The organism is Caballeronia calidae (genome assembly GCF_900044055.2).
Classification (GTDB): domain Bacteria; phylum Pseudomonadota; class Gammaproteobacteria; order Burkholderiales; family Burkholderiaceae; genus Caballeronia; species Caballeronia calidae.
In genome coordinates, this window is the sequence record NZ_FCOX02000260.1 from 1 (window position 1) to 1,545 (window position 1,545).

A 1,545-nucleotide genomic window follows, 5' to 3' on the forward strand; every position below is an offset into this window, starting at 1 on the left:
CGAATGTACGGGTGCAATCTTCCCTCAGCTTTCACTGACTGGCAGCTTGGCAAGCCGGGGGCGTCCATGTACGGTCAGTGAAGCACGTCCTGCCCGCCAACTTGATCTATCGATTTTTTTCTGAGACGAGCTTGCCTAGTTTCCATGGAAGTAGAGCTTCGTAATCCTCTGCGGTCTTCGCGAACGGCAGAGCCTTGAACAGGTCAACAAGATACGCATAGATATCGATGCGGTTCGCGACGCAGGTCTGGACGAGTGAATACAGGTTTGCCGAGGCCTTTGCGCCTCCTACGGTGTCCGAAAAAAGCCATGCCTTTCTCCCACGACAAACGGGCGGATCATGTTCTCACATAAATTATTGTCAACGGGCCATGCCGGATTCTCGACGTAGGGGATTAGCTTGGGCCATTGTCCCGCCGTGTAGTTCAAGGCCTTGCCCAGCAGCCCTGTGGGCGCGGTTGTTTCCAGGTACTCGTCGAGCAGGGCCCTGATCTTCGTGAGCACCGCACGGCTATAACGGCGGCGCAGGCGCGCTCGCCAGTGCGGTTTCTTGTCGGCATGCGATTCGGCCGCATAGAGCTTGCCGATCAGGTAGATAAACTGGGTGGACGGCTGATGGCGGCCACGGGCCTCTTTGGGCAATGCCGCCTCGGCTTCCACAAAATACCTCCTGCAGTGCGCCCAGCAACCAAGATGCACGAGTGCATTAGCCTTCGCGATCGTGTCATACGGTTTGTACCCATCGGTCATCAGCACGGCGCCATGGCGCATGCCGGCCCACACGTCCGCACCAAGCTGTTGGGAGCGCCCCGGCGCATAGGTAAACAGGCGCACAGGTGGACCACTGCCGTTCATCTGGACCCAGACGTAACTCTTTGTCTGGGGTGCGCGCCCTAGCTCCTTGAGAACCTGCACGGTGGTTTCGTCGCCGAACCCGATCTCGCTGTCGAGCATCACATCACGCATCAGGTTGATGACGGGCTGTACCGAGTGTCCCAGGCGCACTACGCTTGCTGCCAGCGTGTTGCGCGAGATGTCGCCGCCAAAGCGGCGCAGCAGCGCGGCAATCCGGTACAGCGGCAAGCCGTCGATATACTTCGAGACGACGAACCACGCCAGCGCCCCTTCGGTGAACAGACCCTTGGGAATGATGCGCGCCCGCGCCGGCGTCACCTTCATGCCCTGGTCGCACTTCTGGCACGCGTACTTCACGCGCTCGTGACGGATCACCTGCACCTTCTGCGGAATGATGTCGAGCTGCTCGCTGACCTCGACGCCGATCTCCACGAGCACACTGCCGTCGGTCTGGCATACCCGTTCTTCTTCAGCGAGCTCGTAACGGATCACCTTGCGTGGCAATGCCGGGTCCAGCGGCTTGCGCCCGGGCTTGCCGCGCTTGTGGCCTGCCACCGACGTACTGTCTGTGTCGTCTTCCTGGGCGGGTAACGTGGCGGTCGTCGGAGCCAGTGCTTCCGCTTCATTGAGGAACAGGTCCCGCTGGGCATCGCTGCGTGCTTCGCTCTTCGCCCCGAACAGCCGTCGCTC

The 1,545-nt window shown here is 60.6% G+C and carries 1 pseudogene; it reads right to left on the bottom strand.

The features are described from left to right. Window positions 1-106 precede the first annotated feature (106 nt). Window positions 107-1,545, bottom strand: a pseudogene (gene tnpC / locus AWB78_RS42470) (IS66 family transposase); the annotation flags it as partial.